The organism is Pseudomonas sp. DTU12.3 (assembly GCF_004124275.1).
GTDB classification, from domain to species: Bacteria; Pseudomonadota; Gammaproteobacteria; order Pseudomonadales; family Pseudomonadaceae; genus Aquipseudomonas; species Aquipseudomonas helmanticensis.
In genome coordinates, this window is record NZ_CP027218.1 from 2,279,462 (window position 1) to 2,304,314 (window position 24,853).

A 24,853-nucleotide genomic window follows, 5' to 3' on the forward strand; every position below is an offset into this window, starting at 1 on the left:
CAAACAGGGCGAGCGCCTTCGGATGCCGCCCTTTTTTGTGCAAGAGCATTATGCAAAGCAGCAGCAACCTATTTCCTGTCGCCCTGATCAGCGCCGAACGGCGCGGCGATCTGAGCGAAGACGTCTATCGTTTGAAACCCGGCAACAGCCCTGACTGGTCCGTGGAGATCGCCGTCACCCGTCTGGGCATGGCCGATGACTCGGCGCCACGCGGTGTGCCGGTGATTCTGTTGCACGGCAGTTTTTCCAATCGACGCTTCTGGTTTTCTCCCAAAGGCCTGGGATTGGGCGCGTACCTGACGCGACTGGGCTTCGACGTGTGGATTCCGGAGATGCGTGGCCACGGCTTGTCGCAACGCAACGAGGAATACCGGCGCAACCGTGTCGCGGACTACGCGCGCTACGATCTGCCGGCGATTGCCGCGTTCGTGCGTGAGCAGAGCGGGCAAGTGCCACACTGGATCGGTCATTCGCTGGGTGGCATCACGCTGGCGGCGGCGCTGGGTGGCGAATACCTTGGCGAGCCCGCCGTAGCCTCGGCGGCGTTTTTCGGTACGCAGGTCAGCCGCACTTACTGGCCGCTGAAAATCCCGCCGCTGGAGTGGAGCGGGCGCTTTATTCTCAAGCGCTTTGCGCAATTGTCCGGTTCGCGTCTCAAGCGCGGCCCTGAGGACGAGCCGATCGGCCTGGCCATCGAAAGCATGCGCTGGTACGGCTTGTTCGGGCGTTTTGGCGATAAGGACAAGGATTGGTGGGCAGGGCTGGCCAACGTTCAGGTGCCGGTGCTGGCGGTGAGTGCGGCGGGCGATCATCAGGATCCGACGTGGGCGTGTCGCAAGCTGTTCGAGCAGGTTGGTTCCGAGCACAAGCAATTCATCAATCTGGGGCGAGAGCAGGGCTTCCACGATAATTTCGGCCATGTCGAGATGTTGGTGAGCAAAGCGGCGCAAGCTGAAGTCTGGCCGTTGGTGGCGCGCTGGCTGAGCGATCAAACGTCGCCATTGCGCGGCGAGAAGCCGGATCTGGCTGCGGCGGTCTGAGCTGAAGGCTCGGAAAAGGCCATTTCGTTCGAGTCGGCTTGCGGCTAAGATATGACGGATTGTTTGGTTCTGGTCATATTGGGTGGCTGTTTAGCGATTACGTTTCAGCGTTTGTTCAGGTTGGTTCAGCGACCATTGCATGAACTAAGGTAAACAGCGACCACCGGAACTCGTCTCAAAAGAGTGCGTCATCCTTGATCGTCTTCCTTGTTACAGGAGTTTTTCGATGAACCATTACCTCACGCCTGACCTGTGCGACGCCTATCCGGAGCTGGTGCAGGTGCTGGAACCGATGTTCAGCAATTTCGGCGGCCGTGATTCCTTCGGCGGCGAAATCGTGACCATCAAATGTTTCGAAGACAACTCGCTGGTCAAGGAACAAGTCGATCTCAAGGGCAATGGCAAGGTGCTGGTGGTCGATGGCGGCGGTTCACTGCGCCGTGCATTGCTGGGTGACATGCTCGCCGAGAAGGCCGCCAAAAATGGCTGGGAAGGGCTGGTGATCTACGGCTGCATCCGTGACGTCGACGTTATCGCGCAGACCGATCTGGGCGTGCAGGCATTGGCCAGCCACCCGATGAAAACCGACAAGCGCGGCATCGGCGACCTTAACGTCCCGGTAACGTTTGCCGGCGTGACGTTCCACCCGGGCCAATACATTTATGCGGACAACAACGGCGTGATCATCTCGCCGAGTCCGCTGAAAATGCCTGAATAAGATTTCGACAAAGGGATGCGGATGTTCGAGGAAGAAAACGCGCAATGGGGGCTGGTGCATGCCCTGGTGCTGGACGGTAAAGGCGGTGCGCGTTCGATAGCCCGGACTGAGCTCGACGATTTGCAGTTGCAGGCCCACGAAAGCCTGTGGCTGCATTGGGATCGCAGCCATCCGCAGACCCAGACCTGGTTGCGCAAATCCAGCGGTCTCAACGAATTCACCTGCGATCTGCTGCTGGAAGAGAACACTCGACCGCGCTTGTTGCCGTTGCCGGATTCCGAGCTGCTGCTGTTTTTGCGAGGGGTCAACCTCAACCCGGGTGCCGAGCCGGAAGACATGGTTTCGGTGCGGATTTTCGCCTCCGCGCAACGGGTGATTTCCCTGCGGTTACGGCCATTGCGCGCCACCGATGAACTGTTGTCGGAACTGGCCGACGGCAAAGGCCCGAAAACCGCGTCGGAACTGATCCTTTATCTGGCCCAGTTCCTCACCAACAAGGTGCAGGATCTGGTCACTTGCCTCTCGGAAATCGCCGATGAGGAAGAAGAAAAGATGGATGCCGACGAACGGTATACCCCCGAACATGGCGCCATTTTGCACATCCGGCGCAGGGCTGCCGGACTGAAGCGTTTCCTGGCACCGCAGCGGGATATTTTCGGCCAACTGACGCGGATAAAAATGCCGTGGTTCGTCGATGACGATGCCGACTACTGGAACGAATTGAACAACAGCTTGACGCGCTACCTCGAAGAGCTCGAATTGACCCGAGAGCGCGTGGGGCTTGTGCTGGAGGCGGAAGACCGGCGCTTGAGCGAGCGCATGAACCGCACGATGTATCGCTTCGGGATCATCACCTGCATCTTTTTGCCGATGAGTTTCATCACCGGTCTGCTGGGTATAAATGTTGGCGGCATTCCCTTCTCCAGCAGCCCTTATGGTTTCCTGATCGCCTGTTTGACGGTGCTCGCCCTGGCCTTCGGTCAGTGGTGGTTATTTCGTCGTTTGCGCTGGGTCTGAAGATGGCGCATGTGACCCGAGCAAATCTGCCCGCGTCTTTCACAGACATCACGAGAGGTGCGTATGCACGATCCGTTTGAACAGTCTTTGCGTGACATGCTCAACGCTTCGCCGTCCAGCCGCGACGACGATGCCTGTCTGGGCCGCGTACTCAAAACCGCCAACCGCCAGGTCGGCGCCGGTGATCTGTTTAGCCTGCTGGGCCGCTGGCTGCCCGCGCTGATGATTGCCCTGAATAATGGATCGGCGCATGTCTCGCCGGTTTCCCGTCTTCGTAAACCTACCGCTCGCACTGCTGATAAGGCTGATTGAATATGGAACTCGACCTCTGGACTCAGAGCCTCGTCACTGCAATGACTGCGTTGTGGACCAAAGTAGCCAACTTCATTCCGAACCTGTTCGGCGCACTGGTCGTGCTGCTGTTGGGTTTCGTTGTGGCCAAGCTGCTCGATACCTTGCTGTCCAAATTGCTCGCCAAACTGGGTCTCGATCGCCTGATGGGCGGCACCGGTTTGACCAAGTTGATGTCGCGCGCGGGGCTGCAAGTGCCGATCTCGACGCTCATCGGCAAAATCGTCTATTGGTTCGTTCTGCTGATTTTCCTGGTTTCTGCAGCAGAATCCCTTGGACTTGAGCGAGTTTCAGCTACGCTGGATATGTTGGCGCTGTATCTGCCGAAAGTATTCGGTGCGGCCCTGGTGTTGCTGGTAGGTGTTTTGCTCGCGCAACTGGCCAACGGGCTGGTGCGCGGGGCGGCAGAAGGCGTAGGGCTCGACTACGCTTCAGGGCTTGGGCGAATTGCTCAGGGGCTGGTAATCATCATCAGCATCTCGGTCGCGATCAGTCAGCTTGAGGTCAAGACCGACCTGCTGAACCATGTGATTGTCATTGTATTGATTACCGTTGGTCTGGCGGTTGCGCTGGCCATGGGTTTGGGAAGCCGGGAAATTGCCGGTCAGATTCTTGCGGGAATCTATGTGCGTGAGTTGTATCAGGTTGGGCAACAAGTGCGTGTTGGCGAGGTCGAAGGCCAGATCGAAGAGATCGGCACGGTTAAAACCACATTGCTGACCGATGAGGGTGAGCTAGTCTCACTCTCCAATCGGATCCTGCTGGAACAGCATGTGAGTAGCCGCTAATCCGGCAAACCCTGCTAATGTATGCCGCCGCAAAATGCCAGCTGATGCTGGTTGCGGTGGACATTGACCTGACTGTCGGCACGACTTGTTTTGAATAAAGCCCAAACGCTATCTACGCGCTACGACCCCCGCGAGCTCTCTGATGAGGAGTTGGTCGCGCGCTCGCATACCGAGCTTTTTCACGTAACGCGCGCTTATGAAGAACTGATGCGGCGTTACCAGCGAACATTATTTAACGTCTGCGCGAGATATCTTGGGAACGATCGCGACGCAGACGATGTCTGTCAGGAAGTCATGTTGAAGGTGCTGTATGGCCTGAAGAACTTCGAGGGGAAATCGAAGTTCAAGACATGGCTATATAGCATCACGTACAACGAATGTATTACGCAGTATCGGAAGGAACGGCGAAAGCGTCGCTTGATGGACGCATTGAGTCTTGACCCCCTCGAGGAAGCGTCTGAAGAAAAGACGCCTAAAGCCGAGGAGAAGGGTGGACTCGATCGCTGGCTGGTGTATGTGAACCCGATCGACCGCGAAATTCTGGTGCTACGATTTGTCGCAGAGCTGGAATTTCAGGAGATCGCAGACATCATGCACATGGGTTTGAGTGCGACAAAAATGCGATACAAACGTGCTCTAGATAAATTGCGTGAGAAATTTGCAGGCATTGCTGAAACTTAGTTCAGCGCAAATATCTCTTACGTGTAGGCAAGTTCTGATAGACTTGCCGCCGAGTTGTCCCCCGGTTTGCGGGACTGCTTCACAATCACCAGATGGGGATTTAACGGATGAAACTGAAAAACACCTTGGGCTTGGCCATTGGTTCTCTGATTGCCGCCACTTCGTTCGGCGCTCTGGCACAAGGCCAAGGCGCAGTTGAAATCGAAGGCTTCGCAAAGAAAGAACAATTCGACAGCGCTCGTAACTTCAAGAACAACGGCAACCTCTTCGGTGGTTCGGTTGGTTACTTCCTGACCGACGACGTTGAACTGCGTCTGGGCTACGACGAAGTGCACAACGTGCGTGCTGACGATGGCAAGAACGTAAAAGGCGCTAACACCGCTCTGGACGCTCTGTACCACTTCAACAACCCAGGCGACATGCTGCGTCCATACGTCTCGGCCGGTTTCTCCGACCAGAGCATCGACCAGAATGGTTCGAACGGTCGTAACCGTTCTACCTTCGCTAACCTGGGCGCTGGTGCCAAGCTGTACTTCACCGAGAACTTCTACGCCCGTGCTGGCGTTGAAGCTCAATACAATATCGACCAGGGCGACACCGAGTGGGCTCCTAGCGTTGGTATCGGTGTGAACTTCGGTGGCGGCTCCAAGCCTGCTGCTGCTCCAGTTCCAGCACCAGCTGAAGTCTGCTCCGACAGCGACAACGACGGCGTTTGCGACAACGTTGACAAGTGCCCGGACACCCCAGCCAACGTAACTGTTGACGCTGATGGCTGCCCAGCAGTTGCTGAAGTTGTTCGTGTTGAGCTGGACGTTAAGTTCGATTTCGACAAGTCTGTTGTTAAAACCAACAGCTACGGCGACATCAAGAACCTGGCTGACTTCATGAAGCAGTACCCATCCACCACCACTACTGTTGAAGGTCACACTGACTCCGTCGGTCCTGACGCTTACAACCAGAAACTGTCCGAGCGTCGTGCAAACGCCGTTAAGCAAGTTCTGACCAACCAGTACGGTGTTGAATCGTCCCGCGTTCAGTCTGTTGGCTACGGCGAATCCCGCCCAGTTGCTGACAACAAAACTGAAGCTGGCCGCGCTGTAAACCGTCGCGTAGAAGCGCAGGTTGAAGCTCAAGCTAAGTAATTAGCTGCCGCTCTGAGAAAAGCCCGGCTTAGGCCGGGCTTTTCTTTGCCTGCGATTTGGCTTTGAAGCTTTAAAAGATCGCAGCCTGCGACAGCTCCTACATGAAATCTGCACACGTGCTGTAGGAGCTTCCGCAGGCTGCGATCTTTTGCTCTTCAGCAACAGCCGCCACCGCACCAATCACCAGAATCGCCGGGCTTTTCAGTCCAAACGCACACGCATCCTCTCCCATGTCCCGCAGAGCACTGCGGCATTCCCGCTGCTCCGGCAACGAAGCATTCTCGATCATCGCCACCGGCGTATCCGCCGCCATCCCGCCCGCCAACAACTGATCGCGAATCTCGCCCAGCTTGGCCACGCCCATGTAAATCACCAGCGTCGTGCCGCCCTGCGCCAGCGCCTGCCAGTTCAATTGGCTGTCATCCTGGGTGTGCGCAGTCACCAGCGTTACCCCGCGCGCCACACCGCGCAGCGTCAGCGGAATGTCGCACTGCGTCGCCCCGGCCAGTCCGGCGGTAATGCCATTGACCAATTCCACTTCAACCCCGCGTTCACGCAGCCACTGCGCCTCTTCACCGCCACGGCCGAAAATGCACGGATCACCACCCTTGAGGCGTACCACGCACTTTCCCTGGCGGGCATACCGCAGCATCAACCGATGAATGAACGCCTGCGGTGTCGAGCGGCAGCCACCGCGTTTACCCACGGCAATGATTCGCGCGCCAGGGCAGTGCGCCAGCACCGCGTCGTTGACCAGGTCATCGATCAGCACCACCGCCGCCTCGCGCAATGCGCGCACGGCCTTGAGGGTCAACAGTTCCGGGTCGCCGGGGCCTGCGCCCACCAGCCAGACTTTTGCATTCATGCAGTGCTCCTCATCAGATGACGGCGACCGGCTGCAACTCGGCAGCCAGCAAGCGCTTTATTTCCGGGACGCACGAGCCGCATTGCGTGCCGCAGCCCAAATTGTTTTTCAAACCCTGCAAATCCAGGCCTTGGCGAATGCCGGTACAGACCGCGTTGAAGCTGACGTTCCTGCAATTGCACAGGGTTTTATCCACGGCGGCCTGCCCGCCGGTGCTCCCCGGTGGCGCACTCATCGGCGCCAGCAGCCAACGCCGCAACTGCTCGTCGGCACGGCCCTCCAGCCACAGGCTTTGCAACCAATGTTGCGCGAGGGTTTCGCCGGCCAGTCGAATCGCCGTAATCCGGCCGTTTTCGATGCGCACCCGTTTACCGATAGCCCGACGCGGATCGTCATAGGCCAATACCGGCCCGTCGATCAGTGACAGGCACTGGTCGATAGCAGCGAGTAATTGCGGATTCGGCGCCTCGCTGCTGGCAGCGCGTATCAGCAATGCCGATCGTTCACGTCCGACAAGGCTGAGACTTACGTAGGAAAACGCCTCACAGAGCGGTCGTAGCGTCTCGAAATGCCGTTGAACATCACCCTCGATCAGTGCGAAAAGCTGCCAAGGCAAATTCACCGGTTCCAGGCGCACACCGCTGTGTTTGAGTTCCGGCTGCTTCGACAACGGATCGAAGGTCGACAGGGTCAGGCTGTTGACGCCGCCCTTGAGAAACCGGTCGCCCCAGTGCATCGGTAAAAAGGCCTGGCCCGGCCGTACACCGTCATCGCTGCCGACCGCGACGATCACCGCGCCGCGACGACTTTTCAGATTGACCAGATCACCCGGCTGCAAACGCTGCCGACGCAATTCGTCCGGGTGCAGGCTCAACACCGCTTCGCTGACATGCCCGAACAACTGCGCAGCGGTGCCGGTGCGGCTCATACCGTGCCATTGATCGCGCAGACGGCCGGTGATCAGCGTCAACGGGAAGCGCGCGTCACGCTGCTCTTTGGCAGCGCGATACGGCTCGGCAATGAACTGCGCGCGTCCGTTGGCCGTAGGAAAAACGCCGTCTTCATAGAGGCGAACGGTTCCCTGCCGGGCGCCGGTGGGGAAGGGCCACTGTTGCGGCCCGATCTGGTCGATCAAGGCGTGGCTGATCCCGGACATATCCAGATCGCGCCCGCGTGTCAGCTCTTTGAATTCATCGAACAACTGCCACGGCTGATCGAATTTGAACAGGCTCGATGCTGCGGGACGCAGACGTTTCTCCAGCCGTTGTGCGAAATCCACCGTGATTGCCCAATCCGGACGTGCTTCACCCGGTGGGAGAATGGCTTTGCGCACGTGGGAAATTCGCCGCTCGGAATTGGTCACCGAACCTTCTTTCTCGCCCCAACTGGCGGCGGGCAGCAGCAGATCGGCAAACGCCGCGGTTTCGGTGGTGCGAAAGGCTTCTTGCAGGACCACAAACGGGCAGGCCTCAAGCGCTGCCCGCACCGAGTGTTGATCGGGCATCGATTGCGCAGGGTTGGTGCAGGCGATCCACAACGCCTTGATCTTGCCGTTGCGCACCTGCTCGAACAGTTCGATCGCACTCATTCCGGTGTTTTCCGGCAACCGATCGACACCCCAATAAGCCGCCACTTCCGCGCGGTGCTCAGGGTTGGCCGCGTCGCGATGGCCCGGCAACAGATTCGACAGGCTGCCGGTTTCGCGGCCACCCATGGCATTCGGCTGACCGGTCAAAGAGAAAGGTCCTGCACCGGGCCGACCGACTTGCCCGGTGGCGAGGTGCAGATTGATCAATGCGCTGTTTTTCGCGCTGCCGGCGGTGGACTGGTTCAAACCCATGCACCACAGCGACAGATAACTCGGTGACGTGCCGACCCATTCGGCACATTGCTGCAATTGCTCGACGCTGATCCCGCACAGTTGCGACACCATCTGCGGGGTGTAATCGCGTACCAGGCTCTTCAGTTCCACGAGGCCTTCGGTGTGCGCCTTGATGAATTCACGGTCGATCCAGTCTTCCCACAACAGCAGGTGCAAAATCCCATGGAACAAAGCGACATCGGTGCCGGGAAGAATCGCCAGATGCAGATCGGCGAGGTCACAGGTGTCGGTGCGCCGTGGATCAATGACGATGACTTTCATCTGTGGACGACGCGATTTTGCCTCTTCCAGTCGACGGAAAAGTACCGGATGGGCGTAGGCCATGTTGCTGCCGACGATCATTACGCAATCGCTTAGCTCCAGATCTTCATAACTGCACGGCGGGGCATCGGCGCCGAGGCTGCGCTTGTAGCCGACCACCGCCGACGACATGCACAGGCGTGAATTGCTGTCGATGTTGTTGGTGCCGACCAGCGCCCGTGCCAGCTTGTTGAAGGCGTAATAGTCCTCGGTCAGCAGTTGCCCGGAGATATAGAACGCCACGCTGTCCGGGCCGTGTTCAGCGATGGTCTCGGCGAACACGTTGGCAGCATGTTCCAGCGCGGTGTCCCAATCCGTGCGACTGCGCGCCAGGTTTTTTCCCAGACGTAATTCCGGGTGCAGCGCGCGGGCAGCGAGGTCGCCGGTCAGGTGCAGCGTCGAGCCTTTGCTGCAGAGTTTGCCGAAGTTGGCCGGATGCGCCGGATCGCCGCTGACGCCGAAAATACGTTCGCCGTCATGCTCGATCAGCACGCCGCAGCCGACCCCGCAATAACAGCAGGTCGAGGCGGTCGTCTGGCGGTTCATCAGATGGCTTCCCGCAGGGCCAACTGCACCCGACCGTTCTCGACCCGCGCCGGGTGGTGATGCGCGCAGCCGATGTCTGGCGCCTGCGCCTCGCCGGATTGCAGGTCGATCTGCCAGTTGTGCAGCGGGCAGGCCACGCGTTTGCCGTAGATCAGACCTTGCGACAACGGCCCACCCTTGTGCGGGCAGCGGTCATCAAGAGCGAAAACCTCATCGTCACTTGTACGAAAAATCGCGATGTCACCTTTCGGCCCGGCAATGATCCGCGAGCCGAGGGCGTTGATCTCTTCGAGGGCACAGATATCCAGCCAGTTCATGCCGGCACCTCCAGGTTTTTCACAGGGATCACGTCGAATTCTTTCTTCAGTTGCGGCTGCACCAGACGTTCTTTCCACGGGTCCTGTTCGAACGACAGGGAGAATTGCAGGCGTTCGTTCAAGGCTTTGCGGCGCTCAGGATCTTCCAGCACGGCTTTCTTGATGTGCTCCATACCGACCCGTTGCAGGTAGTGCACGGTGCGCTCGAGGTAGAAGGCTTCTTCGCGATACAGCTGCAGAAACGCACCGTTGTATTCGCGCACTTCTTCGGCGGTTTTCAGCTTGACGAAGAATTCGGCGACCTCGGTTTTGATCCCGCCGTTGCCACCGATGTACATCTCCCAGCCGGAGTCGACGCCGATTATTCCTACGTCCTTGATCCCCGCTTCCGAGCAGTTGCGTGGGCATCCGGAGACAGCCAGTTTCACTTTGTGCGGCGACCACATGTTGAACAGGTCGTGCTCAAGCTCGATGCCCAGTTGCGTCGAGTTCTGCGTGCCGAAACGGCAGAACTCACTGCCGACGCAGGTTTTAACGGTGCGGATGGATTTGCCGTAGGCATGGCCGGACGGCATGTCGAGATCCTTCCAGACGCCGGGCAGGTCCTGTTTTTTGATGCCGAGCAAATCGATACGCTGACCGCCGGTGACCTTGACCATCGGCACGTTGTACTTGTCGGCCACATCGGCAATCCGCCTCAGCTCGGAAGGATTGGTCACGCCGCCCCACATCCTTGGTACCACCGAATAAGTGCCGTCCTTCTGGATATTGGCGTGAGCGCGTTCGTTGATCAGGCGCGATTGCGGGTCGTCCTTGGCTTCGCCGGGCCAGGTGGAAATCAGGTAATAGTTGAGGGCAGGGCGGCAGGTGGCGCAGCCGTTCGGCGTGCGCCAGTTGAGGTAACTCATGGTGCCGGCGATGGTCAGCAGATGTTCTTCGCGGATGGCCTGACGGATCTGCCCGTGGTTGAGATCACTGCAACCGCAGATGGCTTTTTCGCTTTTCGGTTTGACGTCGGCCGCGCCACCGACGGTGTTGATCAGGATCTGCTCGACCAGCCCGGCGCAGGAGCCACAGGAGCTGGCGGCTTTGGTGTGTTTCTTCACCTCATCGACACTGAACAAGCCGTGTTCCTGAATGGCTTTGACAATGGTGCCTTTGCACACGCCGTTGCAGCCGCAGACTTCGGCGGTGTCGGCCATGACCATGGCTTTGTCCTGGCCCTGATGTCCTACGTCGCCTAATGCGTTTTCTCCGAACATCAGGTGATCACGGATCTCGCCGATGGCGTGATTCTCACGAATTTGTCGGAAATACCAACCGCCATCTGCCGTATCGCCGTACAGACAGGCGCCGACCAGCACGTCATCCTTGATCACCAGTTTTTTGTACACGCCGCCAATCGGATCGGAGAGGGTGATGGTTTCCGTACCTTCGCCACCCATGAAGTCACCAGCGGAAAACAGGTCGATGCCGGTGACTTTGAGTTTGGTCGAGGTGACCGAACCCTGATAACGGGCGAACCCCAGTTGCGCGAGGTGGTTGGCGCAAACCTTGGCCTGTTCGAACAGCGGCGCGACCAGGCCGTAGGCAATGCCGCGATGGCTGGCGCATTCGCCGATGGCATAAATACGCGGGTCGTAAGTTTGCAAAGTGTCGTTGACCAGAATCCCGCGATTGCACGGGATGCCGGCCTTTTCCGCCAGTTCGGTATTGGGGCGGATGCCAGCGGCCATCACCACCAGATCGGCGGGAATGATGTCGCCGTTTTTGAATTGCACCGAGCCGACCCGGCCATTGCCGGCGTCGTGCAGGGCTTGGGTCTGTTCGCAGAGCCGGAAATGCAAACCTCGGGATTCGAGGGCGGTTTGCAGCAGTTGGCCACTGGTTTTGTCCAGTTGCCGCTCCAGCAGCCATTCGCCGATATGCACGACGGTAACGTGCATGCCGCGCAGCATCAGGCCGTTGGCCGCTTCGAGGCCAAGCAGGCCACCGCCAATGACCACCGCGTGCTTGTGGGTTTTCGCGGTGTCGATCATCGCCTGGGTATCGGCGATGTCGCGATAGCCGATCACACCGTGCAAGGTGTTGCCGGGGATAGGCAGAATGAACGGCGTCGAACCGGTGGCGATCAGCAGGCGATCGTATTCGGCTTCGGTGCCGTCCTCGGCGATCACCCGGCGTTTGACCCGGTCGATCTCCACCACTTTGCGGTTGAGCAGCAACTTGATGTTGTTTTGCAGATACCAGTCGAGGTCGTTGAGCACGATCTCTTCGAAGGTCTGCTCGCCGGCCAATACCGGCGAGAGCAGGATGCGGTTGTAATTGGTGTGCGGCTCGGCGCCGAAGACCGTGATGTCGTACAGCTCGTTGCTCAGTTTGAGCAGCTCTTCGAGGGTGCGAACCCCGGCCATGCCATTGCCGATCATCACCATTTTGAGTTTTTTCATCAGGTTCTCCGGGGAGCTGGGGCTGGCCTCTTGTGGGCAGTCAGGCCTTGCTCGAGAAATTTTGCGCAAACAAAAAAGGCGTCCCGCTAGTTGCCTAGCGAGGACGCCTTTGTCCTGGTCCCGTTCTCTCGGGAAGCGCAGCCTTCGTCGTTGAAGGCTGGGCTTTATGTGTGTGTTGAATGGGGTAATGCAGTGGTTGTGCCAAGTGGCTCGGGCGCCGTAGTTGCTGGGCTATTTGCGCAATTGGAGATGTCTCGCTGCACTTTCTGGAGGCGTGTTGCGCTTTTTTGGAGCGCTGAATCAAAAGATCGCAACCTTCGGCAGCTCCTACAGGTGTACGCAATCAACTGTAGGAGCTGCCGAAGGCTGCGATCTTTTCAGGGCTGATGAAACAACAAAACCAGCAGCACCACATTCCCGAGCAAGGCCAGCAACGCCATCGTCCGCCAGACCTTCAATGGCTCACGCTCCAACAGCGGCCGAGGCCGCACACTCAAACTGCGCCGCTCACCCTGTTCCAGCACCAGCAACCATTCTTCAGCGGTCTCAAAACGTTGCTGCGGATCGGCTGCAACCCCGCGTTCCAGGCTCTGCGCCAGCCATTCCGGCAAGTCAGGCCGAAAACGACTGGCACTCACCGGCAGACCAAAGCGCGGTCGCTGAAACGCTTCGATTTCGCCATAGGGATAATGCCCCGTCAGCAGGAAATACAGCGTGACGCCTACCGCGTACAAATCCTGCTGCGCACTCGGCGCATCACCGCGAAACGCTTCCGGCGCGATATAACTCGGCGTTCCCGGCAACGTCGACGGCGCGTCTTCGGACAACCCAGGACAATACGCCAGGCCAAAATCCAGCAAGCGCAGTTCGCCGTCGTCACCTAGATGCAGGTTTTCCGGTTTGATGTCGCGATGCAGAATCTGCCGTCGATGCAGCAACCCGACCGCACGCAGCAGCCGTTCGGCGATGTCCTGCCATTGCGCCAAAGATAAAGGCCCAAGCTGTGCCAGCGTCGTCCCGGAATATTCGCGCATCACGTAGTACAAATGCTGACGCTGACTGCACGGGTGGACTTCAGGAAAATGCCGCCCGGCCACCCGTTTCAGAAACCATTCCTCGGACAGCAACGCTTGCCCGGCGTAGGAATCATCGGCGGAGCGCGTGGGCAGGGTTTTCAGAAGCCAGGTCTGACCTTGTCCATCCAGCACTCGATACAGCAATGATTGCTGGCTCTGCGCGACGATGCCTTGCACCTGCCAGCCTTCGAACGACTGACCGGGTTTCAGTGGTGGCGGCAACGGCCATTGCTGCAAATGAATCAGCGCGTCGCCAATGTTCGCCTCGCCGACCGCATCGACGCGCACCAGCAAAGCACTGGCGTTGTCCTGACTGCCGGCCAGATGCGCGGCGTTGACCAAGGTATGTGCGGCGCTGTCGAGATCCGGATGATCACGCAGAATCGCCGCAATAGCGGTATCTCCAAGCGTCGACCAGATCCCGTCGCTGAGCATTACGAAACACTCGCCCTCGCGCAATTCACCGTCGAGAAAATCCAGCACCAGATGCTGATCCAGCCCGAGCGCACGCTTGAGCACGTGTTGCATGCCCGGCTGCTCCCAGACGTGGTCCTCGGTGACTCGCTGCAAGCCGTCGGCGTGCCAGCGATACACCCGGCAATCTCCTGCGTGGGCCAAGGTAAAGCGCCGACCACGCATGACCAAAGCACTGACAGTGGTGAGCAACGGTTGCCCACCGCCATTGGCCTGCAACCAGCGATTTTGCGCGAGCAGCAAGCGATCGAGTGCCTGCGCCACGCTCCAGGTTTGCGGCGTGGCGTAATAGTCGAGCGCCAGGGCCTGCAAGGTCGAACGTGCGGCGAGGCCACCATCGGCGCACTGGCTGACGCCGTCGGCGATGGCGAACAGATAACCTTTGCTCGCCGCCAGCGCCGGCGCCGGTGTTATCGAACGCAGAGCGTCCTGATTCTCCGCACGCGGACCGATGGCGCTGGCTTCGGCGAAACTCAGTTGCAGGGCCATCGATGCCTCAGACCCGCGCCGCCGTCACCGCTGCCGAGCCCCAAGTGGTTCTCCAGCGACGTTTGACGCCGTGCAGGCCAAACCACGCCAACACGCCGAGGCTGGCGAACAACCACAGAGCCAGTTGATAGCTGCCGGTGCTTTGTTTGATCGCGCCCATGCCTGCCGCCAAGGCAAAACCGCCGATGCCGCCGGCCATGCCGATCAATCCGGTCATCACGCCGATCTCCAGGCGAAAACGCTGCGGCACCAGTTGGAAAACCGCACCGTTGCCGGCGCCCAGGCCGAGCATGGTGCAGACGAAAAGCGCCAGCGCGGCGTAGGAACTTGGCAGGTTGAACCCAACAGCAGCTATACAAATGGCTGCCACGGTGTACATCGCCAGCAAGGTGCGGATGCCGCCGAAACGATCCGCCAGCGCGCCGCCCAACGGCCGCATCAGACTGCCACCGAACACGCAGGCGGCGGTGTAGTAACCCGCGGTCACCGGGCTCAAACCGTATTGATCGTTGAAGTAGCCGGGCAGGGCGCTGGCCAGACCGATGAAGCCGCCGAACGTGACGCTGTAGAAAAACATGAACCACCAACTGTCACGGTCGCCCAAGGCTTTGAAGTAGTCGGTCATGGCTTTGGCTTTTGGCCGCTCCGGCGCGTTTTTCGCCAGCCAGGCGAACAACATCAGCGTCAGGATTAGCGGAATCAAAGCGAAGCCGAAGACGTTGCTCCAGCCGAACGAGGCGGCCAGCACCGGAGCGAGCAGTGCGGCGAATACGGTGCCGGAGTTGCCCGCACCGGCAATGCCCATGGCTTTGCCCTGATGCTGCGGCGGATACCATTGCGAGGCCAGCGGCAGGGCCACAGCGAAAGACGCGCCGGCCATGCCGAGGAACAGGCCGAGGATCAGTGCTTGTTCGTAGCTGTGAATGCCGATTTTCCAGGCACCGAACAAAGCGCAAATCACGATGACCTGACCGATCAGCCCGGCGGTTTTCGGCGACAAACGATCGGCGAGCATGCCCATGATAAAGCGCAGCAGCGCGCCGGCGAGGATCGGCGTGGCGACGACGAGGCCGCGTTGCTGCGTGGTCAGGTGCAGGTCGGCGGCGATCTGCACCGCCAGCGGGCCGAGCAGGTACCAGACCATGAAGCTCAGGTCGAAATACAGGAAGGCCGCGAACAGGGTCGGGGTGTGGCCGGATTTCCAGAAGCTTGAATTCATCGCGCACCTCAGCTGAAAAGAGTCTCGAAAGGAGTCATGCAACAGCAAGTGGGGCGCCGCCACGGCCGCACCACCGGCCCCGAGCTGTGGGGCCAAAACGCAAAAACGCCGCTACCTGATGCGCCGGTTGGGGCGAACGGGTGAGCGACGTCTTTGTCGTGGGTGGGGCAACCGCCGTTGGTTACCTGTGCGTTTTACATAGCGAGATTTGTGCCAACAAGTTGAGACCGAGGTGCGGCCATTCGCGAGCAAGCCCGCTCCCACAGGGGAATGCATTCCAGCAGGGGATCGAAGCCAATTCATCAGGGCGATGCAGTTTCAAATGTGGGAGCGGGCTTGCTCGCGAAGGGACCCTGACAGGCAACACAAGGCTTCAGCCGAGCAACTCACTCATCGCAATAATCTGCTCCGCCACTTGAATCAGCTTCTGCTGCCGACTCATCGCCTGCCGTCGCATCAGGGTGTAAGCCTCTTCCTCACTGCAGTCCTTCATCTTCATCAACAACCCCTTGGCCAGCTCAATACGTTTGCGCTCGGCCAATTGCTGATCACGCGCCTGCAACTGCGCACGCAACGCCTGATCGCTCTCGAAGCGCGCCATCGCCACATCGAGAATCGGCTGCAAACGCTGTGCGTGAATGCCCTCGACGATGTAGGCACTGACCCCGGACTTGATTGCCTGACGCATCACCCCCGGGTCATGTTCGTCGGTAAACATCACGATCGGTCGAGGCTGATCGCGGCTGACCAGCACCACTTGCTCCATGACATCGCGGCTCGGTGACTCGGTATCGATCAGGATCACGTCCGGGCGCACCGTTTCGACGCGCGCGGGCAGGTCAATGGTCAGGCCGGATTCGTCGATGACCTCGAAACCGGCCTCGGTCAGCGCCGCTTTCAGGCGTCCGACTTTTTTTGCCGTGTCGTTGATCAGCAGAATGCGCAACATGTTCGCGGTCTCCTGTCAGCGATGGGCGAGAAGGGCGGTGTCGTCGCTCAACGCGTGCAGCTTGAAACTGCGCGCGTAACCGGCCGGGTCGCTACCGTCCCAGACTTTGCCGTCGAGCAACTGGCTGCTGCGCATATCGGCTCCCCACGCTGCAACGCCGACCGCCGTGGCTGCCTCGCGGTAGAGATCGAGTTGCTGAACCTGGCGGGCGACGGCGAGGTAATCCGGATCTTCGCGCAGCAAACCCCAGCGCCGGAATTGGGTCATGAACCACATGCCATCGGACAGATACGGCAGATTGACTTCGCCTTTGCCGTGAAAGCGCAGCGCGTGCGGATCCTGCCAGCGATTGCCGAGGCCATCGGCGTAGTCACCGAGAAAGCGCGGTTCGATGCAGGCAACCGGAGCATCGAGATACTCAGGTGCGCTGAGCAATTGCGCGCTGCTGCGACGGTTTTCCGGGCTTGCTTCGATGAAGCGGCTGGCTTCAAGGATCGCCATCACCAACGCCCGCGCAGTGTTGGGGTATTGCTCGACGAATTCGCGGGTACAGCCGAGGACTTTTTCCGGGTGATCGGGCCAGATGGTCTGGCTGGTGGCGAGGGTGAAGCCGAGATCCTGCTGCACCGCGCTGGCAGCCCACGGTTCGCCGACGCAGAAACCGTCGATGCGCCCGGCCTGCAAGTGCGCGACCATTTGCGGCGGCGGCACAACCACGCTGTCGACATCCTGCAACGGATGAATGCCTTGGCTCGCCAGCCAGTAATACAGCCACATCGCGTGGGTGCCGGTTGGGAAGGTCTGCGCGAAGGTGAGTTTTGCGCGGCTTTGGTGCACATGCCGGTTCAGCGCTTCAGGACTGGTCACGCCGAGGTTTTGCAGGTCGTGCGAAAGATTCAGGCTCTGGCCGTTCTGATTCAGGCCCATCAGCACCGCCATGTCGGTCGGGGCAACGCCGCCGATGCCCAGATGCACCGCGTATATCAGGCCGTAAAGGCTGTGGGCGGCATCGAGTTCGCCGCTGACCAGCTTGTCGCGCAGATTCGCCCAGGAAGCCTGGCGCTTGAGGTTCAGGGTCAGCCCGTACGGCTGAGCAAAGCCCTGAGTGGCAGCGACGACGACCGAAGCGCAATCGCTCAGGGCCATGAAACCAAGGTTGATCGCGCTTTTTTCCGGCGCATCGCTGCCGTTGACCCAGGCCAGCGGCCCCACTGATGGTTCATTCATCCAACGCCACCTCAAAAAAAACGCCGTCCTGGACTTTGCGCAGGCAAAACCCGGGGACGACGCCATTGTCCTTGCCCGTTTGCCGCCATTGGCCTGCGAGCTGATAACAAAGAAAGTGCAAGGCATATGCCAGCGTCAGCGATTTACGCGTGCGCCTCGCGCCGCAGGCCCATGCCCGGCTATAATCGCCGCCTCTTTTCGCCGCCCGAGTCATCGCCGCCCATGTACACCCTGGCCCGTCAGCTGTTGTTCAAACTTTCCCCGGAAACTTCCCACGATCTGTCGCTGGATCTGATCGGCGCGGGTGGGCGTTTGGGCCTCAACGGCTTGCTGTGCAAGGCGCCGGCGAACGTGCCGGTGACCGTCATGGGTATCGACTTTCCGAACCCGGTGGGGCTGGCGGCCGGTCTGGACAAAAACGGCGCGGCCATCGACGGCTTCGCACAGTTGGGTTTCGGTTTTGTCGAAATCGGCACCGTGACCCCACGTCCGCAGCCGGGTAACCCGAAACCACGGATTTTCCGCCTGCCGGAAGCCGAGGCGATCATCAACCGCATGGGTTTCAACAACCTCGGGGTCGATAACTTGCTGGCCCGCGTGGCAGCGGCTAAGTACAAAGGCGTGCTGGGCATCAACATCGGCAAGAACTTCGACACACCGGTTGAACGCGCGGTCGACGATTACCTGATCTGCCTGGACAAGGTTTATGCCCACGCCAGCTACGTGACGGTCAACGTCAGTTCGCCCAACACCCCGGGCCTGCGCAGCCTGCAGTTTGGCGATTCGCTCAAGCAGTTGTTGGCTGATCTGGCCACGCGCCGCGCCGAACTGGCCTTGCGTCATGGCAAGCATGTACCGCTGGCAATCAAGATCGCGCCGGACATGACCGATGAAGAAACCGCGCAGGTCGCGCAAGCGCTGATCGAAACCGGCATGGACGCGGTGATCGCGACCAACACCACCCTGAGCCGTGTCGGCGTTGAAGGCATGGAGCATGGCGACGAGGCGGGCGGTTTGTCCGGCGCGCCGGTGCGTGAGAAGAGTACGAATACCGTGAAGGTGCTGGCGGGTGAGTTGGCTGGGCGTTTGCCGATCATTGCCGCTGGCGGCATCACTGAAGGCAAGCATGCGGCCGAGAAGATCCTCGCGGGTGCGAGCCTGGTGCAGATCTACTCCGGCTTCATCTATAAAGGCCCTGCACTGATCCGCGAGTCGGTAGACGCCATCGCCGCCCTACGCAAATAACCCAGGCTGACCTGACCCGACCCGACCCGACCCGATCCAATCCGGTCAATGTAGGAGCTGCCGAAGGCTGCGATCTTTTGATCCTGATCCTGATCCTGATCCTGATCCTGATCCTGATCCTGATCCTGATCCTGATCTTGATTTTAAAAAACAGGATCAAAAGATCGCAGCCTTCGGCAGCTCCTACAGGGGTGGTTGCCAGCCAATCGAAGGTCGGACGTTGATTCGGCAGGCATAAAAAAGGGCTCCGCGAAGGAGCCCCTGGGCCGCAGCCCGCCGTCCGGGAAGGACGTGCATGGTAAGTCGTTACAAATTCAGATTGTCGTGTCGGAATTAATGCCCTGTGTCAGCCGACGGCGTGAAGTTCGTTGAGTCTGTGGATTCCCGCAGTGCCGGTCATACCGTCCCAGTTGTCGCCGCGTCCTTCTCGCCAGCCGTTAATCCAGGCTTGACGTACCGACGGTAGAGTAAATGGGCAAAGCTCACGGGATTTGCCACCAACGCCATATTGATATCCGCGCAAAAATGCTCTTTCCAACGGATCACGCTTAAGTCTTCTCATAGGGTGTTTCCCTCACTTGTTGACTGTTTGTATCGCGTTGACCTCAATCGAGGTCTGGCAGAAAAAACCTGCCGTGGTGCGGCTCGCTGCCGGCGTGGCGAGCCAAGGTGTTGACGCCGTTGCGACGTCAACCTGTGATCAGTTCTAACCAATGAGTCACACCGATGGAATGACCGTTTTGTCATAAGGACGTAACGAAAAGGGTGCTATAGCGATAAGTAACCGCGTATTTATTGAACGTTTATTGAGCAAACCCCGGTATGATCGGCCCCGCGCTGGATTATGGGCTTAATTCTTTAGTGAGAATGACCCACGTTTGCGCTGGGGTACTAAGCGACGAAGGGTCGCTTTAAGACTTTTTGTTTCATCGACTTTTTTATCTGTCCCGGCATCTAAGCTCTTTTAACCCGAGCAGCGGGGATGGAACGGCACACTTTCGTGCCACGCGGGCGCTCTTTTAGAAAAGCGCCTGATTGAAAACCGGATCGGCAATGCGTTGCCGATTCACTAGCCAAAGGCTCTGGAAATACCATGTCCGACCGTTTCGAACTCTTCCTCACTTGCCCTAAAGGCCTTGAAGGCCTGCTCATCGAGGAAGCCGTCGGGCTTGGCCTTGAAGAAGCGCGTGAGCACACTTCCGCCGTGCGTGGCATGGCGACCATGGAAACCGCTTATCGCCTGTGCCTCTGGTCGCGTCTGGCCAACCGTGTGCTGCTGGTGCTCAAGCGTTTTCCGATGAAAGACGCTGAAGACCTCTACCATGGTGTCCTCGACATCGAATGGCAGGATCACATGCTCAACGACGGCACCCTCGCCGTTGAATTCAGCGGCCACGGCTCGGGCATCGACAACACTCACTTCGGCGCTTTGAAAGTCAAAGACGCCATCGTCGACAAATTGCGCACTCCTCAGGGCGACCGTCCGTCGATTGACAAGCTCAACCCTGACCTGCGCATCCACCTGCGTCTGGATCGCGGCGAAGCGATCCTCTCCCTCGACCTTTCCGGGCACAGCCTGCACCAGCGCGGCTATCGTTTGCAGCAGGGCGCGGCACCGCTGAAGGAAAACCTCGCGGCGGCGATCCTGATCCGTTCCGGCTGGCCGCGCATCGCTGCCGAAGGCGGCGCGCTGGCTGACCCGATGTGCGGTGTGGGTACGTTCCTCGTCGAAGCGGCAATGATCGCCGCCGATATGGCGCCGAACCTGCGTCGCGAACAGTGGGGCTTCACTGCGTGGCTCGGTCACGTCCCGGCGCTGTGGAAAAAACTTCACGAAGAAGCCGTTGAACGCGCCGCTGCCGGTCTGGCCAAACCACCGCTGTGGATTCGTGGCTACGAAGCTGACCCACGCCTGATTCAGCCGGGCCGCAACAACGTTGAGCGCGCCGGCCTGAGCGAGTGGATCAAGATCTACCAGGGCGAAGTCGCGACCTTCGAGCCGCGTCCGGATCAGAACCAGAAAGGCCTGGTGATCTGCAACCCGCCGTACGGCGAGCGTCTCGGCGACGAAGCCAGTCTGCTGTATCTCTACCAGAACCTTGGCGAGCGTCTGCGTCAGGCCTGCCTGAACTGGGAAGCGGCGGTGTTCACCGGCGCGCCGGACCTGGGCAAGCGCATGGGCATTCGCAGCCACAAACAGTATTCGTTCTGGAACGGCGCGTTGCCGTGCAAGCTGCTGTTGATCAAAGTGCTGCCGGATCAGTTCGTCACTGGTGAGCGCCGTACCCCGGAACAGCGTCAGGCCGAGCGCGAGCAAGCAGCCTACGACCTGACCCCGGACGAACCGCAAGAGCGCAAGTTCAACAAGAACGGTAACCCGATCAAACCGACGCCAGCCCCGGCACCGGTGATCGAGCAACCGCGCTTGAGCGAAGGCGGGCAGATGTTTGCCAACCGTCTGCAAAAGAACCTCAAGGCGATGGGCAAGTGGGTCAAGCGCGAAGGCATCGATTGCTACCGCGTCTACGATGCCGACATGCCTGAGTACGCGATGGCAATCGATCTGTACCACGATTGGGTGCACGTTCAGGAATACGCCGCGCCGAAGTCGATCGACCCGGAAAAAGCTTCGGCTCGCATGTTCGATGCGCTGGCGGCGATTCCGCAGGCACTCAACGTCGACAAGAGCCGCGTCGTAGTCAAGCGCCGCGAGCGCCAGAGCGGCACCAAGCAGTACGAGCGTCAGGCTGCGCAGGGCAAGTTCAATGAAGTCAGCGAGGGCGGCGTGAAGTTGCTGGTCAACCTCACCGACTACCTTGATACCGGCCTGTTCCTCGATCACCGGCCAATGCGCATGCGCATCCAGAAAGAAGCGGCCGGCAAGCGCTTCCTCAATCTGTATTGCTACACCGCGACCGCCAGCGTGCACGCAGCCAAGGGCGGCGCGCGCAGCACCACCAGCGTCGACCTGTCGAAAACCTACCTCGACTGGGCGCGCCGCAACCTGTCGCTGAACGGCTTCTCGGACAAGAACCGTCTGGAGCAGGGCGATGTGATGGCGTGGCTGGAAAGCAGCCGTGACGAGTACGACCTGATCTTCATCGATCCGCCGACCTTCTCCAACTCCAAGCGCATGGAAGGCATCTTCGACGTGCAGCGTGATCAGGTGCAGTTGATCGACCTGGCCATGGCGCGTTTGGCACCGGGCGGCGTGCTGTATTTCTCCAACAACTTCCGCAAGTTTCAGTTGGAGGAGAATCTCGCCGAGCGTTATGCGGTCGAGGAAATCAGCGCACAGACCATCGATCCGGATTTCGCCCGCAACACCAAGATCCATCGCGCCTGGAAAATCACGGCTCGTTGACGCTTGACACTATTGGATCCACAGAGCCTTGATTCTTAAAGGCTCTTGGATCCGATCAGTGCTAGCCAAATTAATGGCTAATAGCTATAACTCACTCATGGCCAATGGGGCTTCCCCCGGAACACTGGCGTAGTGAGCTGCCCTTATGTCGTTGCACCCCGTGCGCCCAAAGATCCTGGGTTTCATCAGCGAAGAAGTCTCGGCCTGGCTGGTCGCGCTGCTGGTATTGCTCGCCGGCGGGATTCTCACGGGGCTGCTCGCCTGGGGCACGCTCAATCAGTTTCAGCAACAATTGCGGCAGCGTTTCCAGCTGCTGGCCAACGAGCGTTACAGCCGCATCGAAGAACGTTTTCAGGATCAAGAGCAGCGACTCGACGGCCTGCGCCGCTTCTTCGCCAACTCCGAATCGGTGTCCCGCGCCGAATTCGACGGCTATACCCAACCTTTATTACTGCGTACCCAGGCCTATTCGTTTGCGCTACGGGTCAGTGCTGCCGAGCGCCCGGCGTTTGAGCGGCGCGTACGCGATGAAGGCCTGAGCACCTTCACCATCCGCGAACTGAATGCCCAGGGTGAACTGCAACTGGCGGCGTTGCGTGATGAATATGTGCCGGTGTTGTACAGCCAGACCCAAAGCCGCCTCGGCTCGCCGCTGGGATATGACTTGCTGGCGCAGCCGTTGCGCCGTGACACCCTACAACGCGCCGACAAGCTCGGCGGTCTGGCGGTGTCGCAACCGATGCATCTGGTCAGTATCGAGCCGTCTTACGCGCGGGGTGTGCTGTTGGTAGCGCCGGTCACTCGCGAGGCTCAGCAGCGCGCGTTCGGCTACGTGATGGCGGTGATCAGTATGCGTCAGCTGTTGGCCGACGGCTTGCCGGATGCCTTCCATGATTACCTGTCGGTGCGCATTCTCGACCTGTCGACCAATGATCAGCACGAGGTGTTGTTCGAATCGACCAATGAACCGGCGCCGAGCGATCTGTCCGCCACGCGGTTGCTGCGCATGGCCGATCACGACTATCAGGTCGATATCCTGCCGAGCGATGCGTTCATTCAGGCCAACCATTCGTCGGTCGGCAGCGTGATCATTCTCGGTGGTTTGCTCAGCTTGCTGCTCAGCGCGCTGCTGTATGTGCTGGTCAGTCAGCGTCAGCGCGCCTTGCACCTGGTCGAACAGCGCACGCAGGAATTGCACGAGCGGGAACAAGAGCTGCGCGGCACCCACGGGCAACTGCGCGGCGTGCTGAATGCGGCGACGCAGGTGGCAATCATCGCCACCGATCTGCGCGGGGTGATCAACACTTTCAACCCCGGCGCCGAGCAGATGCTCGGCTACCGCAGCGTCGATGTGGTCGGGCACATGACCCTGGAAAACCTGCACCTGCCGCGCGAGTTGACGGCGCGTGCTGCCGAGTTGAGTGCGCGTTACGGCAAAAGTATTCCGACCTGCCACGCGATGCTGGTCGAGGGCGGTGAAGTCGGCGGTCACGAGGCGCGTGAATGGACGCTGGTGCGCAGCGATGGCAGCCATCTGCCGGTGAACATGCTGGCCACGCCGGTGCTGGATGAACAAGGTTTGTGGGTCGGTCATCTGGCGATCTGCATCGATATCACTGAGCGCAAGCGCGTGCACGAAGTGCTGGCGGCGCGCGATGTGCTGCTGAAGAAACTCAGCGCACACGTTCCCGGCGGCATCTACCAGTTCAAGATGGAATTCGACGGGCGTTTCAGCGTGATCTACGCCAGTGATGGCATCCGCGAGATCTACGAACTGGAGCCGGACGTGTTGCTGTTCAACGCCGAGGCGATCTTCACCCGCATCCATCCGCAGGACACCACGCGCGTACGCTCGTCGATTCGCGCGTCGGCAGACAATCTCAGCCCGTGGCGCGAGGAATACCGTGTGCAATTGCCCGCGCGCGGCCTGCGCTGGGTGCGTGGCGAGGCGACGCCGGAAGAGCTGCCGGGTGGCGGCGTGTTGTGGCACGGTTATATCTCGGACATTTCCGATCTGAAACGCGTGGAAGAAGAACTGCGCGCACTGTCGGTAACCGACTCGTTGACCGGGATTCACAACCGGCGCTATTTCCAGGAACGCCTGACCACCGAAATGGCCCGGGTCGAGCGCGGCGGTGGCGAGCTGTCGGTGATCATGCTCGACATCGACCACTTCAAGCGCATCAACGACCAGTACGGACATGCCGTCGGCGATCGGGTGCTGCAAGCGGTGTGCGAGCGCATCGGTCATCGCCTGCGGCGTACCGATGTGTTCTGCCGGTTGGGCGGCGAGGAGTTCATGGTGCTCTGCCCGGACATCGACGGTGAGCATGCGCACACGCTGGCGGTTGAGTTGTGGCAAGGCTTGCGCAGTGCGCCGGTGGATGTGGTCGGCGTGATCACGGCGAGTTTCGGCATCGCCAGCTGGCGGCCGGGGGAGGGTGCGGATGCGCTGCTGTTGCGCGCGGATTCGGGCGTGTATATGGCAAAGCAGCGCGGCCGCGATCGGGTCGAACAGATGAGTTAGACCCTGCCACCAAATCAATGTGGGAGCGAGCCTGCTCGCGAAGGCGGTGTATCAGTCAGCACATTTATTGACTGACCTGACGCCTTCGCGAGCAGGCTCGCTCCCACAGAAGATCAAAGGATCGCAGCCTTCGGCAGCTCCTACTGGGTTATGTGTAGGAGCTGCCGAAGGCTGCGATCTTTTGCT

At 59.7% G+C, this 24,853-nt stretch carries 20 protein-coding genes; 11 read left to right on the forward strand and 9 right to left on the reverse strand.

Annotated features, from left to right (window positions below; genetic code table 11):
- Positions 1-50: 50 nt before the first annotated feature.
- From C2E19_RS10565 to C2E19_RS10595, 7 genes are all read left to right on the forward strand, one after another.
- Positions 51-1,040, forward strand: coding sequence for an alpha/beta fold hydrolase (locus C2E19_RS10565; protein ID WP_129391423.1), 990 nt, complete (start codon positions 51-53; stop codon positions 1,038-1,040).
- 226 nt (positions 1,041-1,266) lie between these two features.
- The gene (gene rraA, locus C2E19_RS10570) at positions 1,267-1,758 is read left to right on the forward strand and encodes a ribonuclease E activity regulator RraA (RefSeq protein WP_129391426.1); all 492 of its coding nucleotides are present in this window, start codon (positions 1,267-1,269) and stop codon (positions 1,756-1,758) included.
- A gap of 21 nt (positions 1,759-1,779) precedes the next feature.
- On the forward strand, positions 1,780-2,775 hold the full coding sequence (locus C2E19_RS10575; protein ID WP_129391429.1) for a zinc transporter ZntB: 996 nt from the start codon (positions 1,780-1,782) through the stop codon (positions 2,773-2,775).
- Between the two features lie 63 nt (positions 2,776-2,838).
- Positions 2,839-3,087, forward strand: coding sequence for a hypothetical protein (locus C2E19_RS10580; RefSeq protein ID WP_008076827.1), 249 nt, complete (start codon positions 2,839-2,841; stop codon positions 3,085-3,087).
- 2 nt (positions 3,088-3,089) lie between these two features.
- Positions 3,090-3,914 (forward strand): mechanosensitive ion channel domain-containing protein, encoded by an 825-nt coding sequence (locus tag C2E19_RS10585; protein ID WP_007916401.1) that lies wholly within the window; start codon positions 3,090-3,092, stop codon positions 3,912-3,914.
- 90 nt (positions 3,915-4,004) lie between these two features.
- On the forward strand, positions 4,005-4,595 hold the full coding sequence (gene sigX, locus C2E19_RS10590; protein WP_129391433.1) for an RNA polymerase sigma factor SigX: 591 nt from the start codon (positions 4,005-4,007) through the stop codon (positions 4,593-4,595).
- 107 nt (positions 4,596-4,702) lie between these two features.
- A complete protein-coding gene (locus C2E19_RS10595) occupies positions 4,703-5,737 on the forward strand; it encodes an OmpA family protein (RefSeq protein WP_129391436.1) in 1,035 nt (344 codons plus the stop codon).
- A 97-nt stretch (positions 5,738-5,834) separates the two neighbouring features.
- Here C2E19_RS10595 and cobA read toward each other — a convergent pair whose 3' ends face one another.
- From cobA to C2E19_RS10635, 8 genes are all read right to left on the reverse strand, one after another.
- A complete protein-coding gene (cobA, locus tag C2E19_RS10600; RefSeq protein ID WP_129391439.1) occupies positions 5,835-6,602 on the reverse strand; it encodes a uroporphyrinogen-III C-methyltransferase in 768 nt (255 codons plus the stop codon).
- A 13-nt stretch (positions 6,603-6,615) separates the two neighbouring features.
- Positions 6,616-9,330: a nitrate reductase gene (locus C2E19_RS10605; RefSeq protein WP_129391442.1), complete on the reverse strand. Its 2,715-nt coding sequence runs from the start codon at positions 9,328-9,330 to the stop codon at positions 6,616-6,618.
- Positions 9,330-9,647 carry a nitrite reductase small subunit NirD gene (nirD, locus tag C2E19_RS10610; RefSeq protein WP_129391445.1) on the reverse strand — a complete coding sequence of 106 codons (318 nt, stop codon included), beginning with the start codon at positions 9,645-9,647 and terminating at the stop codon, positions 9,330-9,332. Before nirD ends, C2E19_RS10605 begins: the two co-directional genes overlap by 1 nt.
- The gene (nirB, locus tag C2E19_RS10615; RefSeq protein ID WP_129391448.1) at positions 9,644-12,097 is read right to left on the reverse strand and encodes a nitrite reductase large subunit NirB; all 2,454 of its coding nucleotides are present in this window, start codon (positions 12,095-12,097) and stop codon (positions 9,644-9,646) included. The genes nirD and nirB overlap by 4 nt, the downstream gene beginning before the upstream one ends.
- 377 nt (positions 12,098-12,474) lie before the next feature.
- Positions 12,475-14,136 (reverse strand): bifunctional protein-serine/threonine kinase/phosphatase, encoded by a 1,662-nt coding sequence (locus C2E19_RS10620; RefSeq protein ID WP_129391451.1) that lies wholly within the window; start codon positions 14,134-14,136, stop codon positions 12,475-12,477.
- Positions 14,137-14,143: 7 nt separating this feature from the next.
- A complete protein-coding gene (locus tag C2E19_RS10625; RefSeq protein WP_129391454.1) occupies positions 14,144-15,355 on the reverse strand; it encodes a NarK/NasA family nitrate transporter in 1,212 nt (403 codons plus the stop codon).
- Between the two features lie 373 nt (positions 15,356-15,728).
- Positions 15,729-16,304 (reverse strand): ANTAR domain-containing response regulator, encoded by a 576-nt coding sequence (locus C2E19_RS10630; protein WP_129391457.1) that lies wholly within the window; start codon positions 16,302-16,304, stop codon positions 15,729-15,731.
- Positions 16,305-16,319: 15 nt separating this feature from the next.
- The gene (locus C2E19_RS10635; RefSeq protein WP_129391460.1) at positions 16,320-17,531 is read right to left on the reverse strand and encodes a CmpA/NrtA family ABC transporter substrate-binding protein; all 1,212 of its coding nucleotides are present in this window, start codon (positions 17,529-17,531) and stop codon (positions 16,320-16,322) included.
- A gap of 222 nt (positions 17,532-17,753) precedes the next feature.
- Here C2E19_RS10635 and C2E19_RS10640 point away from each other — a divergent pair, with 222 nt between their 5' ends.
- Both C2E19_RS10640 and C2E19_RS28965 read left to right on the forward strand, forming a co-directional pair.
- The gene (locus C2E19_RS10640) at positions 17,754-18,776 is read left to right on the forward strand and encodes a quinone-dependent dihydroorotate dehydrogenase (RefSeq protein WP_129391463.1); all 1,023 of its coding nucleotides are present in this window, start codon (positions 17,754-17,756) and stop codon (positions 18,774-18,776) included.
- A 77-nt stretch (positions 18,777-18,853) separates the two neighbouring features.
- A complete protein-coding gene (locus C2E19_RS28965; protein WP_164979416.1) occupies positions 18,854-19,000 on the forward strand; it encodes a hypothetical protein in 147 nt (48 codons plus the stop codon).
- 122 nt (positions 19,001-19,122) lie between these two features.
- Here C2E19_RS28965 and rmf read toward each other — a convergent pair whose 3' ends face one another.
- Positions 19,123-19,338: a ribosome modulation factor gene (gene rmf / locus C2E19_RS10645; RefSeq protein ID WP_003223300.1), complete on the reverse strand. Its 216-nt coding sequence runs from the start codon at positions 19,336-19,338 to the stop codon at positions 19,123-19,125.
- 531 nt (positions 19,339-19,869) lie between these two features.
- On the opposite strand from rmf, the gene rlmKL reads away from it, so the two are divergent.
- Together rlmKL and C2E19_RS10655 are read left to right on the forward strand one after the other, a co-directional pair.
- Positions 19,870-22,140 carry a bifunctional 23S rRNA (guanine(2069)-N(7))-methyltransferase RlmK/23S rRNA (guanine(2445)-N(2))-methyltransferase RlmL gene (gene rlmKL, locus C2E19_RS10650; protein ID WP_129391465.1) on the forward strand — a complete coding sequence of 757 codons (2,271 nt, stop codon included), beginning with the start codon at positions 19,870-19,872 and terminating at the stop codon, positions 22,138-22,140.
- Between the two features lie 145 nt (positions 22,141-22,285).
- On the forward strand, positions 22,286-24,667 hold the full coding sequence (locus tag C2E19_RS10655; protein WP_129391469.1) for a GGDEF domain-containing protein: 2,382 nt from the start codon (positions 22,286-22,288) through the stop codon (positions 24,665-24,667).
- The last annotated feature ends 186 nt before the right edge of the window (positions 24,668-24,853 follow it).

Coding starts and splice junctions, on each gene's coding strand:
- C2E19_RS10565 (WP_129391423.1), top strand. CDS start 51: ATGCAAAGCAGCAGCAACCTATTTCCTGTCGCCCTGATCAGCGCCGAA.
- rraA (WP_129391426.1), top strand. CDS start 1,267: ATGAACCATTACCTCACGCCTGACCTGTGCGACGCCTATCCGGAGCTG.
- C2E19_RS10575 (WP_129391429.1), top strand. CDS start 1,780: ATGTTCGAGGAAGAAAACGCGCAATGGGGGCTGGTGCATGCCCTGGTG.
- C2E19_RS10580 (WP_008076827.1), top strand. CDS start 2,839: ATGCACGATCCGTTTGAACAGTCTTTGCGTGACATGCTCAACGCTTCG.
- C2E19_RS10585 (WP_007916401.1), top strand. CDS start 3,090: ATGGAACTCGACCTCTGGACTCAGAGCCTCGTCACTGCAATGACTGCG.
- C2E19_RS10595 (WP_129391436.1), top strand. CDS start 4,703: ATGAAACTGAAAAACACCTTGGGCTTGGCCATTGGTTCTCTGATTGCC.
- cobA (WP_129391439.1), bottom strand. CDS start 6,602: ATGAATGCAAAAGTCTGGCTGGTGGGCGCAGGCCCCGGCGACCCGGAA.
- C2E19_RS10605 (WP_129391442.1), bottom strand. CDS start 9,330: ATGAACCGCCAGACGACCGCCTCGACCTGCTGTTATTGCGGGGTCGGC.
- nirD (WP_129391445.1), bottom strand. CDS start 9,647: ATGAACTGGCTGGATATCTGTGCCCTCGAAGAGATCAACGCCCTCGGC.
- nirB (WP_129391448.1), bottom strand. CDS start 12,097: ATGAAAAAACTCAAAATGGTGATGATCGGCAATGGCATGGCCGGGGTT.
- C2E19_RS10620 (WP_129391451.1), bottom strand. CDS start 14,136: ATGGCCCTGCAACTGAGTTTCGCCGAAGCCAGCGCCATCGGTCCGCGT.
- C2E19_RS10625 (WP_129391454.1), bottom strand. CDS start 15,355: ATGAATTCAAGCTTCTGGAAATCCGGCCACACCCCGACCCTGTTCGCG.
- C2E19_RS10630 (WP_129391457.1), bottom strand. CDS start 16,304: ATGTTGCGCATTCTGCTGATCAACGACACGGCAAAAAAAGTCGGACGC.
- C2E19_RS10635 (WP_129391460.1), bottom strand. CDS start 17,531: ATGAATGAACCATCAGTGGGGCCGCTGGCCTGGGTCAACGGCAGCGAT.
- C2E19_RS10640 (WP_129391463.1), top strand. CDS start 17,754: ATGTACACCCTGGCCCGTCAGCTGTTGTTCAAACTTTCCCCGGAAACT.
- rmf (WP_003223300.1), bottom strand. CDS start 19,338: ATGAGAAGACTTAAGCGTGATCCGTTGGAAAGAGCATTTTTGCGCGGA.
- rlmKL (WP_129391465.1), top strand. CDS start 19,870: ATGTCCGACCGTTTCGAACTCTTCCTCACTTGCCCTAAAGGCCTTGAA.
- C2E19_RS10655 (WP_129391469.1), top strand. CDS start 22,286: ATGTCGTTGCACCCCGTGCGCCCAAAGATCCTGGGTTTCATCAGCGAA.